Below are 13383 nucleotides of genomic sequence, written 5' to 3'. Positions count from 1 at the left end.
GGCAAGCAATGAAGAGGAACTATACAAGGGTCATCGATGAAATGCGAACCACTCACGGGCTGAACTTGGTAGCTATTGGCCAACGAATAGGCATAGATCCCCGAACAGTTGGCAAGTGGGCACAGGGCAAGCATAAGCCCAACAAGGAAAGCAGAAAAAGGCTAAACAAGTTATACAGAGAGGTTAATCAAGACATGACAACACAGCAAAAAGATTTATGTGATTTTTTTGGGAACTTCTATCCCAAAGGAGAACAACACAACAAAAAGGAAGTTTTGGAAGTTGTAACAACTCAACGATTTGGCTCTAAACACTTTGATGTTTATGGAGACATTCAAAATCCGTTATTTGTAGCGGTAGAGGTTGCTGAGATGATTGAAATCCAAAACACCACGGATTTACTAAAACGGGTAGATGATGATGAAAAGCTGACCTATGTAATATCTAGGGCAGGTCAAAAAAGAGAAATGAATATGCTGACAGAGTTCGGAGTCTATGAAGTTTTATCGCAGTCACGCAAACCACTAGCAAAAGAGTTTAAAAAAGTGGTCAAGCACATTCTGAAAGAAATCCGACTAAACGGCTACTACATGGATGGGGAACTGGTGGAAGAACCACAGACCACTATAAAAGCCCCTGACACGTTGGCAGAGGCAGAGCGGTATTATATCGATACACTAGCCAAAGCTATTGCAGAGGCTCAGAATATGGACGAGAAGAGCCGTCTGACAAGCAAGTTAACCAAATTCATGCAGGAGGTAGAACCACAATGGAATTAGTCTATATGGACGGTAAAAAAGAGCCGTATACTACGAGTGAGATCATCGCTGAATGTGCTGGAGTCACTCATCACACAATCACCAAGATGATCCGCAAACATCAAGCAAGATTTGAACAGTTCGGAAAGGTTGGATTTAAAATCCAAGCTATGGAAAGTGGCCAGAATACCAAGGACTATATTTTGAACGAACAACAAGCGACCTTGTTAGTTACATTCTTAAAGAACACCGAGCAAGTGGCCAACTTCAAAACCAACCTGGTCAAAGCATTCTTTGAAATGCGTGAGGAACTTTCTAAGTTTCGTATGCAGAGGGCGCTAGAAAAGCCAAAAAGAAAAACACTGCATGACAGTATTGAGAACTGGGAACAAGCACCAAAGCACGCGCATAGTACTATGAACAACCTGCTACTAAAAGCAGTAACCGACAGGAACGCTAAACAGTTAATGGCGGAACGTGGGGGCTATAATGGCATTGATAGCTTGACCAGTGACGAGCTGGAGCAATACCAGGCATTTGAGGATATGGTAATAGCCATGATTGGCTTGAATATGAGTTATCAGGAAATCAAAGCTATGGCATTCATAAATAAAAAAACACGCCAAAGAAGCGCGTGAGAGCAACAAAAAGGGCTTAGCAATAACCACACCGCAGAGCCTTTCACACTAACACTAAAACGAATTTAACAAAGCAGGCAAGCTATTATCAAAGAGGTTTTAGTAAGATTTATACCTAGATTATAGCATATTTAGGGCAATTTGACCATACGGAGAGCGCCAACTCTTTAAACTGGTACTTTCTCACGCTTTCAATTTGGCGAGTCTGAGCGTGAGGATTAGCGTTATAAGAAACAACTCAAAAAGCCCCACGCTCTCGGTCGGCAAACTTCTGAGCGTGAGGAACTTCATTGCAAGAAAAACTATATAAGAAACAACCATTCAAAATCCCCACACTCGCCATCGCCCAACTTTGAGTGTGAGGATATCCTGGATAGTAAAAGACAAAGAAGGTAAAGCAAAATGGATGAATTTTTTAAAGAATTTGAAAAAGAATTAGGCAACGTAGAGGAAAAGCTAGATATTTTATCAGAGTGGCATTTATCCAAGAAACACCACGGAGCAACAGAGATAGCCGAAGATTGTAGATCAGCAATTAGTCAGTTATGGATGCAATTTTATAGATTATCGGAAACTTATAAACAACAGGAAGCTGACCATGAAACATTTTTAGATGCAAACATCAGCAACTTACTAGGCGAGTTAAAGAAACATGATGAATTTTTAGCAACTAATTCCATCAATTTAGGGAAAGAACGCCCAAACTGGTTATTATTTAACTATTTGAATAAAGCTGTTAGAAGTTTTACAGATCCGAATAAACTAGCAACAGATAACACTGGTAACATTTGGGATTATCTACGTAGCCTAATTATCAAGGATTTGAAAGAAAGAGGGTTATTAAAATGAATGAACTAGATATAAGTAACACACAGGCTGCTGTCTTAATCGTGGTATTGATTGGCTTACTGCTTTATCTAAACCACCGAGACCGCAAAAAAAGCGCCCAATTTGAGCGAGAAAACCAACAGACGATAGAAACACCTAGCGAGGATTTAAACCCTGAATATGGGCGATATATCCAGCTTGCAGGGGTAAGAGTTTACGGAGGGATGAAATGAGTTACACAGTGAAGATATACCTTGATAGTGAAAAAATACCAGATGAACCTTATTTTACTAAAGAGATTTTTCTAGCTACGTGTATGGACAATGCAACAAAGTTAGCTGTAACTATGGGCTTGTTGACAAAACAAGCGTTTGATTTAGAGACTAAGACAGCTATTTTGAAAACCTTGAATACAATCATAGAAACTCAAAAAGATATTTTGCAAGGGGTAGCGAGCGGACAAATAACCTTTTTGAATAAAAGCAAAGGAGGGGAGGAACTGAATGAGCCTATCAGAGAATGATAAACGAGTATTAAGACTAATCAAGGTAGGGGCTGAGAACTCCATAACAGGGGCAGAAATCAGCCTGACAACCAAGCTAACAGAAAGAACAGTACGTGACATTATCAAGCGTCTAGTAGTTAAGCACAACATCCCTATTGTAGGGGTTAGATGTGGCGTTTTTAGTGGGTACTTTATCCCAGCGAATAAAGACGAGTTACTAGATGGTGCTAAGGCCTTTTACAACCAAGTACAGGAGGAGAGTAAGCGCCTAGCGGTGTTGATGAACAGCGACCTAGAAAGCTACAAAGAAACCTTGAAGGAGGTGGGCGGATATGTTTAGCCTAAGCCGAGAAAGCGAGCAAGATCTAGCGCATGGCATTCTGGAGGTAGTGGAAAGATACCTTGAAGCGCGTGATACAGTCAAACCACGACTGACAGGTTTAATCTCAGCCCAGGAAGTCATGGACGAGTTAGATATAAAATATTTGACGCTCCAAAAGTGGGAAAAAGCTGGGCTAAGACGATACCAGCCCCCGCTAGAAGATACTAGGAAAATCTATTACAAAGTTACGGACATCTGGAAGTTTCTGGGGGTGGAGAATGGCAAAAACTAAAATATATTTTTGGCTAAAAATTGATAAGAAATTTTTTGATAATATTTTTATCAAGAGACTAAAAACGGTACCTGGTGGGTACACTATGACAGTGATTTATATTAGGCTCATGCTAGAGAGCTTAGAAAGTGACTGTATTTTATACTATGAGGGTTACTTTGACAATCTCAAGGAAGAGTTAGCCCTAAAATTAGACGTATCGGAAGATGATATAGATATGACCATGGCATACTTTACTAAGTGTGGTCTAATACAAGTTGATGAAGATAAAAACGCAGAACTACCGCAGGCAAAAGCCTTGGTTGAGAGTGAAACAAACTGGGCAAACTATAAACGTGAACAACGAAAAAAAGGAAAATTGGAAGAAGTCCAACCATCTTTGACAATTTCCAACTCGTGTCCAACAGAGATAGAGATAGAGAAAGAGAAAGAGATAGAGTTAGAAGAAGAGATAGAGAAAAAAACTTCTTCTGCTCCTACTGCTGAAATCTCTAATTATTACCAAAAGCGTATAGGGGTTATGGATGGGCAACAATATCAAATACTGACTGACTATCTCACTCTTGACGGTATGGAGCTAGAGGTTATCAAGATTGCCATAGACAAGGCTGCAGATAACGGCAAGCGATCTTTTAGCTATATCAATTCAATACTCAAGAACTGGAGACAGAATGGTATTAGAACCATGGTACAAGTCGAAGATGAACAGAGACTGTTTCAGCAAAAGAAACAAGGTCAGTCTGACGATGATATTCAAGATCCGTTTATCTACTGACGGAGAGGAGAAACAATGGAATTACTGAATACAGACCAGCTCAATGAAAAAATAAAGGTCACTGATGAGCTTTGCCCAACCCATCAGATTAACCTAGTACAATTCAAAAAGCCAGATGGTTATACATCACCCTACTGCATGGAATGTACTAGGGAGAACATCAAACAGACGGAGCTAGAGGGCATAGAAAAAGCCCTAGGCCATGATCTGGACTCTTCAACCTATGATGTGCTAGCGCGTGAAAGTACGGTGTCAAATGAGCTGAGAGAGGCCTCTTTTAGCACTTTCAAAGCCGAGACAAAAGAGGAACACGAGGCCAAGGAGTTTGCTATCAAACAAGCTAAGGAGTACCTAAACGGTATGACAGGGAACACGCTAATTATGGGCAATCCAGGTACTGGCAAAAGTCATTTATGCTATTCTATGGCCAAAGCCATTAACGAGGGCTATAAGTCTAGGAATGAGCCTAAGAGTGTGCTTTTTATCAGTATTACTGAGATTATCACGCGCATTCAGTCAGGTTGGCAGTATAGACAGAGTGATTTTACAGAGTATGATGCCTTGAAGTTGCTGACTGAGGTTGACTATCTCTTTATTGATGATTTAGGAACAGAAAGCGTTATGAACAGCCAAAAAAATGAAGCTAATAATTGGGTACAGGCCTTTCTTTTCAAGATTTTTGATAAGCGAGACACAACTATCATCAACACCAATCACAACGGAAAAGAGCTGGCCAGAATCTATAATGATAAGCTAGTCAGTCGCATTGGAAAACAATCAGAGGGGAACGTATTTATTATTACAGACATTAAAGATAAGAGGATGAAGCGTAATTTTTAACCAAATAAAAAAAGGAGGAATTCCATGATAGAACCAGCATACTTTGAACAGGCAGATCAGGAACTGGAGGAACTCAATCGCAAACGTGACGATTTTATGGCGGATGCAACACCAGTATGTCTTGAAGATACGCCTAAACTGATTGAACTAGGTGAGAAGCTCCGGACGGAAGACACCAGCATAAATGCCTATGAGTTATACAGACACCCTGAAGCGCGTGCAAAGTTATTCGCCCAAATCGCGGAAGCCTGCTTCTTGCTGATTGCAGATAGCTCACCAGTACCAGTGCAGCCGACACAAGCACAGCGGATACATTTTTGCGAGTACTTGGAAGGACAATTCCAGAATATCATTAAGAAGTTGATTGCAGGAACTGACAAGCAAGTTCTAGAGTCTTTACTTGAAGCTTTGCAACTACCCAAAGAAAAACAAGCTCAATTTGTCCGTGATGTGGTAGTAAGTGGCTCACTCAGTGAAGAATAGTAGCAAAGGGGCATTGCCTCTTTTTGTGGTTTCACTACTACTGAACCCAATAGTTTTGGGTTTTTCCATATAGGGGGAAATAATGAAGCGGTTAGCAATAGAAACAATCATTAAACCAATGAAGCTAAGAGGAATAACTAAGGGTATAGCAGAGTTGGACGGTCAACGTTTAGAGATTGATTTGGATAATTTAATGATTGATTTTGGTGGAGAGTCATTTGAATTAGACAGAATAGCAGGAACTAAGGGAGGTAATCGATATTTCTTTCTTTGCCCTGATTGTGGGAGACGGTGCAGGTTACTTTATAAACGGTATTTATATTTTAGTTGCGGTACTTGTCTAGCTATCCACAAGAGTACCCTGAACCGTAATAAAACGGATTGCCAATACTACTGGGAGCTTGCACTAAAAGAAGCCAGAAAGGTAGAACCAGGGTGGAGTCCTAGACGTGGTGGATATATGTTTGATGGTTTCCCTGAAAGACCAAAGTATATGAAGCGTGACAGGTATCGTAAGCACTATAAGAAGTTTTTGAAGTATATTGAAAAAGGGGATAGACTTTGGCTGAATGGTTCGAGATTGTAGGACAATATGAAGTAGTGTGTAATTTACCCAACGAACAAATACTACATATTAGACGGTTTAAATGTTAAAAAAGCTGGATATATCAAGAGTTTAAGTAAGCAGAGCGTTCCAAAAAAAGGGTGTGGTAAGCGTTCCGAAAAATGGTAAGGTTTTGGTGAGGTAAGAGCAAAAAATGTAAAGGTTTTGTCAAGGTTGCATATTTAAAAGCCCCAAAGGTTACTACAAGGCAGAGAGGTTTACCGGGGGTTAGAAAAGGTGAGATTTTGCTTAGGTAGTGGCAGTAAATATGCCTGACAAATGGCAGGGTTATGTGTGTTGAACTCCGAGCGAACGCCGAGAAAGTGGCTATATCCCCCTATCATTTATCAAGCAGATAAGAGCAATAAAAACCCTCCTTAACCCCCTGAGAAACGACAAGCAGATAAGCGGAGTTTTTACCCCTCTTATTTCGGATTTACTCCTTGCAGAATGACAAGCAGATAAGGACGACAATAAGCCTTCTTAATTGCTTATCAAACCACAAGGAGATACGGGGGGCTATCTCCCTCCCCACGCGCTTCTATGAGCTTCCCCCGTCATTGTACATTTTTTCTCACGGGAAAGCATTTGAAGCTAGAGCGAACATAGAGAATACGAAAAAAGCCAGCACAGGGCTGACTCCTTTGTGATATATCCGATAAAAATATTATATCATAGAGGAGGCCGATGTATGACACCAGAGCAAGTAAAAGAAAAACTAGAAGGCGTTAAGTGGATAAACAAAGAGATAGAAGGCTTATATTTAGAGCTTGCAGCTTTAGAAAGTGGTATTATCAAAAAGCAAGAACTGAGCAATACCAGAGTACAAACAAGCAGGGTAAATACAGCAGAGAATAACCTTATAAGTGTTCTAAAACTAAAAGAGGACACTTTACAGAGAATTGAGCGACTTACTGAAGAGAGAATGGAAATATCTAGGCTGATTGATAAGTTGGTCAATCAGCTTGAGCGTTCTGTTCTAAGACTTTTTTATTTGAATAATCTAGACGCTTGGCAGGTTGCTGAGGAAATAGATAAATCAAAGACTACAGTATATCGAGTAAAGCAGGAAGCTATAGAACACTTAGCAAATGTGGGGTAATAGGTGAGCACAAAAAAACGCCTAGAACAATCTAAGCGCTAAAGAGTAGTGGACGGTGTGCCTGTCCCGTCATCTCATACTATGAAGTTGCGTAGCGACACTATCATCTCTACCTCACTTCTCTTTAGACTAATTATACCACAAAGGAGCGAACTAATGGAGCTGGATAAGTTTAAAACGATGATGAACGTCAGAAAGCGGATGACTTACTTTCTACGATTCCAGAGGATGGCAGGAAGTGAAAACCAAGTTACGATAGATGAAGAGGCTTGGAAACTTGTCTTACCTGATCAGTGGAATTTGAGCGGCGAACATGAAAAAGCAATCCGTGAGGGGTTGGAGATATTCGCCCACGACATCAACAGCATAGAGAACGAGAGAGCCAGAAAATACTTCATTATCCATTATTGCTACATGAGAAAGAAAACAATGAGCGAATGCGTAGAAATGGCAGGTACTAGCTCCACTAGTTATCACCGATACAAACAGATAGCCGTCTTAAACTTTGCGAGAATCCACCAGAACGGAGAGCTAGAAGCATATAAGTAGGCAAATATAGGTTGAGGCTTCATATTCGCCCCCTATTTCGCTTGGTTTCGTACTGGACAACTAAAACACCATGGATAAACCAGAAGCCCTCAGAAACGAATCTGGGGGCTTTTGTGAGGTCATAATCTTATAAACCACGCGCTTCATGGTATAATATACCTATCAGCAACCAGCAATAAAAAAAGCACGTTTGACCGTGCTAGTTTCTTGCCTGCTGAACTCGTCAAATCTTAGCCCTTTTGTGGGGCTTTTTTTGTGTACTTTTTGAGAATTTTTAGGAACTTTTAATGATTTCTAATCAAATGAGATTTTTTAAAAACTCAACAATATCAAGCTTTTGGGCGCTCTAAACAAGTTTAAAAGTGTGTGGATTATAATCTAACACAAAAAGGGAAAACTTGCTAACCCTCTAACTAAGGGTTCTCAGTCAATAATTTTATTCATTTTTCGATCAAAATCATAGCGCCCCATCATGACAACATGGTCACAATTACTGCATTTGATTTTGATATCTGCCCCTACACGTGTAATTTCCCAACGATTTGCTTTTTTACCAGTTGACTTGATAGTACAAGCATGTGGTTTTTTCATCTCAACAAAATTTCCAACTTGATACATACTACTCTCCTTTTCTTTTTCGATTATATCATAAAAGAGGCGAGCCAGGCTCAACCTCTTTCACTTAATTTGTACGAACTGGTGTAATGAGCTGCATGAAATCTTCGTCAGTATCTGCTGGAACAAGAGTAAATGGACGAACAGCTGAGATAAAGCTAATGGTCACCTTTTCGCTATTTAAAGCCTTGAGTGAATCAATCAAGTAAGTTGGGTTGAAACTAATAGTCAAATCTTCACCAGTCACCTGATCAGTATCAATTTCTTCGTTTACTTTACCAACTTCTGGAGAGTGAACATGGGCGCTAACAATCCCATCTTTAATTTCAAGTTTCACAGTACCATTTTGAGTCGCACTTGATAAAAGACGAGCACGCTCCATTGACTGTCGTAAGTTTACAACATCAAAAGTAATAGTAGTGTTAAAGTCTGTTGGAATCAAGCGATCTGTATCAGGATAGTTTCCTTCTAGGAGACGAGTATAGAAGCTAATATTTTCGCTTCTAAAGAGAATTTGGTTATTGGCAAAGAAAATCTCTACAGTTTCAATATCATCTGTAAATACCGCTGAAAATTCGCGTAGAGAACGGCTAGGAATGACAACATCAAAATCATCACTATTTTTCTCAAGCGTTAATTTTTTCTGGCTTAGACGATGAGAGTCTGTTGCAACTGTTTTTAACTCTTTGTGTTGACTCAATACAAAATGAACACCTGTCAAAATTGGACGACTCTCTTGTGTACTTGCAGCAAAAGCTGTTTCATTGATAATTTTCTTGAGTAATTTTGTTTCAAGAACCAAAGGAGTGCTTGCTGAAATTTCTTGGATTCGTGGGTACTGTTCGCTATCTTTTCCTTTTAGGGTAATTTCTGATTTGCCACTGGTTAAAACAATTTGATTTTGTTCAATTTCTTTAAAATCAAGAGTCACATCAGGTAGACTAGATACAACATTGATAAAGAAAGAAGCTTCAAGAAGGATCGAACCTAAAGAAGTAATTAACAAACCAGCATCTTCATTTTTTTGAGAAATAAAATTTTCAATTGAAATCTGACCATTTGAACCAATTAAAGTAACACCTTCGTTGGTCACGTCAATTTTGACAGTTGATAAAATAGGAATGGCATTTTTAGAACTAATAGCTCTCTTAGTAATATTTAATGCTTGTAGAAATAAATTTTTATTAATTGAAAAATGAATCATGGATTCTCCTTTATTTATTTTTAGTATTAGAAGGATAATAGTAATAATAGAGTCTGTGAAATCTGTGGAAAACAGACTTTAAACAAGTCATATCAAGTTTTTGGGCTTGTTTAAAAAATGTGGATAAAAAAGATAATAAAGTAAAAGTTATCCACAAGTTATTTGATTTTCTTTTTGATTGATTCAATTTCTAAGCGTAAATTATCGTCTTCATCAATCAAAGATTTAATTTTAGCATGGGCATGAATAACTGTTGTGTGATCTTTACCACCAAATTCCTTCCCAATTTTTGGAAGACTATTATCTGTTAGTTCTCTAGATAAATACATGGCTACTTGACGGGCTAACACAATATTTTGAAGGCGTCTACTTCCCTTCATTTCTTTGACGCTGACACCATAAAAGTTACCAACTTCATTTTGGATTTTATCAATTGGGATAACGAGCATTTGGCTAACATCTTGTTTGCGAGCTCTAATGGCTTCTGCAGCAATATCAATAGTGATATCCTTGATGTTTTTTACTCGGGCAATTAAAGTGATGTCGTTGATAGCTCCCTCAAGATCTCGAACATTTGAATCAAATTGCCCAGCTAGGTATTCTAGAGTATCACTTTGGAAATTGTAGCCTAAATGTTCCGTTTTACTTTGTAAAATGGCAATACGTGTTTCAAAGTCAGGGGGTGTAATAGTTTGTGTTAATCCCCAACTAAAGCGCGTGACAAGCCTCTCCTCGAGCCCTTCTAAATGTTTTGGACTACGATCACTGGTTAGGACAATCTGTTTTTGCTTGTCATGAAGGGCGTTAAAGGTATTGAAAAATTCTTCTTGAGTTGCAACTTTTTTTCCGCTGAGTGACTGAATATCATCGATTAACAAAAGATCAAGACTGCGGTAGGTTTTTTTAAACTTTTCCATTTCCCCAAGTCTTAGGTGATCCAGAAAGTCATTAATAAAGCTTTCAGCAGGGATATATTTAACACGCGCATTCGGAATATTTTTTAGAATTTCATTTCCAATAGCGTTTAACAGGTGAGTCTTACCAAGCCCAGGTCCTCCATAGATAAAAAGAGGGTTATAGGTCAGAGCCAAATCTTCAGAGACAGCCAAAGCGGCTGATACTGCCCAAACATTTCCATCCCCTTGAATAAAATTATCAAAGGTATACTTTTCTTTTAATCCCGTATCCGAATAAGGAATAGATGCTAACTTTGGACTATAATCATAAAGAGTTGAATTTGTAGCTTCTTCAACTTGTGAGATAGCCGTATCTTGAGGTTTAGTGAAAATATAGTGAGGAGTAATCTCAGCATCATAAATTTCAAATCCGGCAACTACAATAATATCTTTTAGTTGTTTTTCCCAGACCATCTCCATTTCAGATCGTGGTAAAAATATAGTGGCAACATTGTCCTCTACCTTGATGAGTTCAGCTTGAATAGCATAGAAATCATACATGGATCGAGTCAGTCTTTCTTGAGCAAATTCTAAGATACGATTCCAAAATTTTTTTTCTTTCAATCCGTTCTCCTCCTTTACTATTTAAAAGTTTAATGCTAGACTTATTTTACCATAGATAGTAAGAATTTTCCACAAGCTGTGAAAAATAATCCACAATGTTATCATCTTTTATCCACAGGTTGGGGATAAAAGTAAAAACTATTGATTTATTAAGCTTTTTATTGAAAAAAATAGTGGATAACCTTGTGAGATAAAAAAATAAAAGAACAGCCTTATTTCAGGCTGTTGATAATTCTACTGTATTCTTCTTGATTTGAGAAAGTAATAATGATTTTTCCACTATTTTTTTTAGACAGTTTGATTTCTACATCTAATCCGAGTAGTTTTTTTAACTGTTCTTCTTCATTTTGTATGAAATGATCATTTTTTTGCAGTTTCTTTTGTTTTTTCTCTGTCAGAAGAGCTTCTAATTTCCTTACAGAAATGTCTTCTTCTATAATCCGTTGAAAGAAATAGTCTTGTTGTTCCTTATTCAACCCAACTAGAGAACGCGCATGAGCTTGTGATAGTTTGCCATTTTCTACTTCTGAGAGGATAGCATCTGGCAAGGAAAGCAAGCGAATAGAGTTGCTGATATATGGACGAGACTTTCCCATTTTATCTGCAATTTCAGCATGGGTGAATCCTTTCTCTACGAGAGATTCATAAGCGCGTGCTTCTTCTATTGGATTTAAATTTTCTCTCTGCAAATTTTCAATAATGGACTGAACCATCATCTCTTGGTCTGAAAGCTGTTTAACAACAGCTGGGATAGACCTTAGACCAGCTAAAAGTGAAGCCCGATAGCGTCTCTCTCCTGCAAGGATTTCATAACCAATAACAGGAGATTGACGAACAATAATCGGTTGAATGACCCCATTTTCTTTGATAGACTGTGCTAGTTCATCTAGTTTTTCTCTATCAAATTCTTTTCGAGGTTGATAGGGATTTTTTTGTATATCCGTGATAGAAATCATTTCAAATTTTTCCATGATTCTACACTAACACATCTTTTCTCTTATGTAAAGCTTTCTTTACATAGATGTCAATTAAGATTCTAAATCACCTGAACTCTTGTCAAGTTTAATAGATGTAGTTTCTTCTTTACCGTTACGATAGTAAGTTATCTTAATGGTGTCTCCGATAGAATGATTGTAAAGAGCACTTTGTAAGTCTGTTGATGAAGCAATGTCTTTGTCATCTACTTTTGTAATAACATCGTATTTTTCAAGGTGACCATTGGCAGGCATATTACTTTGTACAGAACGAACAACGACACCAGATGTTACGTTACTTGGAATATTCAGTCTTCTAATGTCACTTGTATTAATATTTGAGAGATTGACCATTTGGATGCCCAAAGCTGGACGAGTCACTTTTCCGTTCTTTTCTAACTGTTCAATAATATTGATAGCATCATTTGCAGGAATTGCGAAACCAAGACCTTCTACAGATGTTCCTCCATTTGTGGCAATTTTACTTGAGGTAATTCCAATAACCTGCCCTTGAATATTGATCAGTGGGCCACCAGAGTTACCTGGGTTAATAGCAGTATCAGTTTGGATGGCTTTTGTAGAAATGGCTTGTCCATCTTCAGATTTTAAAGATACATTTCGATTAAGACTAGATACGATACCTTGAGTAACAGTATTTGCATATTCAGAACCTAACGGGCTACCAATGGCAATAGCAGTTTCTCCTACGGTTAACTTGCTAGAATCACCAAACTCAGCTACTGTTGTAACTTTTTCTGAAGAGATTTTGACGACAGCAATATCAGAGAAAGTGTCAGCTCCGACAATTTCTCCAGGTACTTTAGTTCCATCTGACAAACGAATATCTACTTTGCTGGCACCATTTATAACGTGATTATTGGTGACGATGTAAGCTTCTTTATCATTCTTTTTATAAATAACCCCAGATCCTTCACTAGAGATTTGCTGAGAATCTGTATCAGTCTCATCATTGCCAAATACGCTATTTTGTCTGTTAGCTGAATAAGTAATAACAGATACAACAGCATCTTTTACTTTGTTAACAGCCTGAGTTGTTGAGTTTTCGTTCTTATAGGCAGTCTGTGTAATAGTACTATTGTTGTTAGAGGTACTTACACTACTTTTTTGAGTTAGTTGAGCTATTGAAAAACTACCCAAGGCTCCACTAAAAAAGCTAATGACGATAACGACTAATAATTGAAACCCTTTTTTGTAAAATGTTTTTAAATGTTTCATATTTGCCTCCATATTTTTGAATTACTGAAAGTATAAACTGACTAGCTTAATTATAACTTAAACACAAAAAGTTTTACACAAACTGTGGATAACTTCCAAAAATCTGTGGTTTTCTCGGTTAAAATTAACCTTTTATTT

18 protein-coding genes are annotated in these 13383 nt (G+C 38.1%); 13 read left to right on the top strand and 5 right to left on the bottom strand.

The genetic code is table 11. From position 1 onward, the window contains the following. Positions 1-8: 8 nt before the first annotated feature. The 13 genes from HT730_RS01430 to HT730_RS01370 all read left to right on the top strand — a co-directional run bounded on the left by HT730_RS01430 (position 9) and on the right by HT730_RS01370 (position 7696). Entirely contained in the window at positions 9-779 is a 771-nt protein-coding gene (locus tag HT730_RS01430) for a BRO family protein (RefSeq protein WP_050242868.1), read from the top strand. Next, positions 770-1396 (top strand): Rha family transcriptional regulator, encoded by a 627-nt coding sequence (locus HT730_RS01425; RefSeq protein WP_050242867.1) that lies wholly within the window; start codon positions 770-772, stop codon positions 1394-1396. Before HT730_RS01430 ends, HT730_RS01425 begins: the two co-directional genes overlap by 10 nt. A 402-nt stretch (positions 1397-1798) precedes the next feature. Then, complete coding sequence (locus HT730_RS01420; protein ID WP_050242866.1) at positions 1799-2245, top strand: hypothetical protein; 447 nt, start codon at positions 1799-1801, stop codon at positions 2243-2245. Next, on the top strand, positions 2242-2457 hold the full coding sequence (locus HT730_RS01415) for a hypothetical protein (RefSeq protein WP_050242865.1): 216 nt from the start codon (positions 2242-2244) through the stop codon (positions 2455-2457). The genes HT730_RS01420 and HT730_RS01415 overlap by 4 nt, the downstream gene beginning before the upstream one ends. Continuing rightward, the gene (locus tag HT730_RS01410) at positions 2454-2747 is read left to right on the top strand and encodes a hypothetical protein (protein ID WP_050242864.1); all 294 of its coding nucleotides are present in this window, start codon (positions 2454-2456) and stop codon (positions 2745-2747) included. Before HT730_RS01415 ends, HT730_RS01410 begins: the two co-directional genes overlap by 4 nt. Beyond that, the gene (locus tag HT730_RS01405) at positions 2728-3069 is read left to right on the top strand and encodes a DNA-binding protein (protein WP_050242863.1); all 342 of its coding nucleotides are present in this window, start codon (positions 2728-2730) and stop codon (positions 3067-3069) included. The genes HT730_RS01410 and HT730_RS01405 overlap by 20 nt, the downstream gene beginning before the upstream one ends. Next, positions 3062-3343 (top strand): hypothetical protein, encoded by a 282-nt coding sequence (locus HT730_RS01400; RefSeq protein WP_045605151.1) that lies wholly within the window; start codon positions 3062-3064, stop codon positions 3341-3343. Before HT730_RS01405 ends, HT730_RS01400 begins: the two co-directional genes overlap by 8 nt. After that, the gene (locus HT730_RS01395; RefSeq protein ID WP_173306576.1) at positions 3330-4118 is read left to right on the top strand and encodes a DnaD domain protein; all 789 of its coding nucleotides are present in this window, start codon (positions 3330-3332) and stop codon (positions 4116-4118) included. Before HT730_RS01400 ends, HT730_RS01395 begins: the two co-directional genes overlap by 14 nt. A gap of 15 nt (positions 4119-4133) precedes the next feature. After that, on the top strand, positions 4134-4958 hold the full coding sequence (locus HT730_RS01390) for an ATP-binding protein (RefSeq protein WP_050242861.1): 825 nt from the start codon (positions 4134-4136) through the stop codon (positions 4956-4958). A gap of 24 nt (positions 4959-4982) precedes the next feature. Beyond that, the gene (locus tag HT730_RS01385; protein ID WP_050242860.1) at positions 4983-5441 is read left to right on the top strand and encodes a hypothetical protein; all 459 of its coding nucleotides are present in this window, start codon (positions 4983-4985) and stop codon (positions 5439-5441) included. An 82-nt stretch (positions 5442-5523) separates the two neighbouring features. Next, a complete protein-coding gene (locus tag HT730_RS01380; RefSeq protein WP_050242859.1) occupies positions 5524-6027 on the top strand; it encodes a hypothetical protein in 504 nt (167 codons plus the stop codon). Between the two features lie 709 nt (positions 6028-6736). Next, complete coding sequence (locus HT730_RS01375) at positions 6737-7147, top strand: DUF1492 domain-containing protein (RefSeq protein WP_050242858.1); 411 nt, start codon at positions 6737-6739, stop codon at positions 7145-7147. 156 nt (positions 7148-7303) lie between these two features. Then, positions 7304-7696: a transcriptional regulator gene (locus tag HT730_RS01370; protein WP_050242857.1), complete on the top strand. Its 393-nt coding sequence runs from the start codon at positions 7304-7306 to the stop codon at positions 7694-7696. Between the two features lie 423 nt (positions 7697-8119). On the opposite strand, the gene HT730_RS01365 is transcribed toward HT730_RS01370, so the two are convergent. The 5 genes from HT730_RS01365 to HT730_RS01345 form a co-directional block, all read right to left on the bottom strand. After that, a complete protein-coding gene (locus HT730_RS01365) occupies positions 8120-8314 on the bottom strand; it encodes a DUF951 family protein (RefSeq protein ID WP_000285186.1) in 195 nt (64 codons plus the stop codon). 64 nt (positions 8315-8378) lie between these two features. After that, complete coding sequence (gene dnaN / locus HT730_RS01360) at positions 8379-9515, bottom strand: DNA polymerase III subunit beta (protein WP_049521563.1); 1137 nt, start codon at positions 9513-9515, stop codon at positions 8379-8381. A 158-nt stretch (positions 9516-9673) separates the two neighbouring features. Beyond that, entirely contained in the window at positions 9674-11035 is a 1362-nt protein-coding gene (gene dnaA, locus HT730_RS01355) for a chromosomal replication initiator protein DnaA (protein WP_173306575.1), read from the bottom strand. A gap of 212 nt (positions 11036-11247) precedes the next feature. Beyond that, positions 11248-12006: a ParB/RepB/Spo0J family partition protein gene (locus tag HT730_RS01350; RefSeq protein WP_173306574.1), complete on the bottom strand. Its 759-nt coding sequence runs from the start codon at positions 12004-12006 to the stop codon at positions 11248-11250. A gap of 57 nt (positions 12007-12063) precedes the next feature. Beyond that, positions 12064-13245 carry a S1C family serine protease gene (locus HT730_RS01345; RefSeq protein ID WP_173306573.1) on the bottom strand — a complete coding sequence of 394 codons (1182 nt, stop codon included), beginning with the start codon at positions 13243-13245 and terminating at the stop codon, positions 12064-12066. Positions 13246-13383 lie beyond the last annotated feature (138 nt).

This window comes from Streptococcus sp. k-628 (assembly GCF_013277475.1).
Classification (GTDB): domain Bacteria; phylum Bacillota; class Bacilli; order Lactobacillales; family Streptococcaceae; genus Streptococcus.
This window is presented reverse-complemented; position numbering and strand designations above follow the sequence as displayed.

Excerpts from the sequence above, each read along its gene's own strand:
- HT730_RS01430 (WP_050242868.1), top strand. The coding sequence starts at position 9 with ATGAAGAGGAACTATACAAGGGTCATCGATGAAATGCGAACCACTCAC.
- HT730_RS01425 (WP_050242867.1), top strand. The coding sequence starts at position 770 with ATGGAATTAGTCTATATGGACGGTAAAAAAGAGCCGTATACTACGAGT.
- HT730_RS01420 (WP_050242866.1), top strand. The coding sequence starts at position 1,799 with ATGGATGAATTTTTTAAAGAATTTGAAAAAGAATTAGGCAACGTAGAG.
- HT730_RS01415 (WP_050242865.1), top strand. The coding sequence starts at position 2,242 with ATGAATGAACTAGATATAAGTAACACACAGGCTGCTGTCTTAATCGTG.
- HT730_RS01410 (WP_050242864.1), top strand. The coding sequence starts at position 2,454 with ATGAGTTACACAGTGAAGATATACCTTGATAGTGAAAAAATACCAGAT.
- HT730_RS01405 (WP_050242863.1), top strand. The coding sequence starts at position 2,728 with ATGAGCCTATCAGAGAATGATAAACGAGTATTAAGACTAATCAAGGTA.
- HT730_RS01400 (WP_045605151.1), top strand. The coding sequence starts at position 3,062 with ATGTTTAGCCTAAGCCGAGAAAGCGAGCAAGATCTAGCGCATGGCATT.
- HT730_RS01395 (WP_173306576.1), top strand. The coding sequence starts at position 3,330 with ATGGCAAAAACTAAAATATATTTTTGGCTAAAAATTGATAAGAAATTT.
- HT730_RS01390 (WP_050242861.1), top strand. The coding sequence starts at position 4,134 with ATGGAATTACTGAATACAGACCAGCTCAATGAAAAAATAAAGGTCACT.
- HT730_RS01385 (WP_050242860.1), top strand. The coding sequence starts at position 4,983 with ATGATAGAACCAGCATACTTTGAACAGGCAGATCAGGAACTGGAGGAA.
- HT730_RS01380 (WP_050242859.1), top strand. The coding sequence starts at position 5,524 with ATGAAGCGGTTAGCAATAGAAACAATCATTAAACCAATGAAGCTAAGA.
- HT730_RS01375 (WP_050242858.1), top strand. The coding sequence starts at position 6,737 with ATGACACCAGAGCAAGTAAAAGAAAAACTAGAAGGCGTTAAGTGGATA.
- HT730_RS01370 (WP_050242857.1), top strand. The coding sequence starts at position 7,304 with ATGGAGCTGGATAAGTTTAAAACGATGATGAACGTCAGAAAGCGGATG.
- HT730_RS01365 (WP_000285186.1), bottom strand. The coding sequence starts at position 8,314 with ATGTATCAAGTTGGAAATTTTGTTGAGATGAAAAAACCACATGCTTGT.
- dnaN (WP_049521563.1), bottom strand. The coding sequence starts at position 9,515 with ATGATTCATTTTTCAATTAATAAAAATTTATTTCTACAAGCATTAAAT.
- HT730_RS01350 (WP_173306574.1), bottom strand. The coding sequence starts at position 12,006 with ATGGAAAAATTTGAAATGATTTCTATCACGGATATACAAAAAAATCCC.
- HT730_RS01345 (WP_173306573.1), bottom strand. The coding sequence starts at position 13,245 with ATGAAACATTTAAAAACATTTTACAAAAAAGGGTTTCAATTATTAGTC.